Below are 223 nucleotides of genomic sequence, written 5' to 3' on the forward strand. Positions count from 1 at the left end.
CTATTACCGCCAACCACAGTTGCGTAGCGAATATTCATCGCCCCAACGATATCACGATGTTTCTCAAACCCACATTGGCACTTGTATTTTCTGTCTTGCGCCTTGTTCTTTTCAGAACATTTCGGACATGTTTGACTTGTATAAGAAGGGTTCACATATTCGACCTTTATGCCAACTAATGTCGCTTTGTACTCGATGAATTGTGCTAAACGATGGAATGACC

Annotated in this window: 1 protein-coding gene; it reads right to left on the minus strand. The window is 42.2% G+C overall.

The genetic code is table 11. The annotated features are described in order from the left end of the window. Window positions 1-223, minus strand: a 223-nt coding sequence (locus tag MR170_RS31865; RefSeq protein ID WP_242310787.1) for a transposase, incomplete at both ends; no start/stop codon positions are given.

The organism is Bacillus cereus group sp. BfR-BA-01524 (genome assembly GCF_022662595.1).
In the GTDB taxonomy this organism is placed as follows: Bacteria; Bacillota; Bacilli; order Bacillales; family Bacillaceae_G; genus Bacillus_A; species Bacillus_A thuringiensis_S.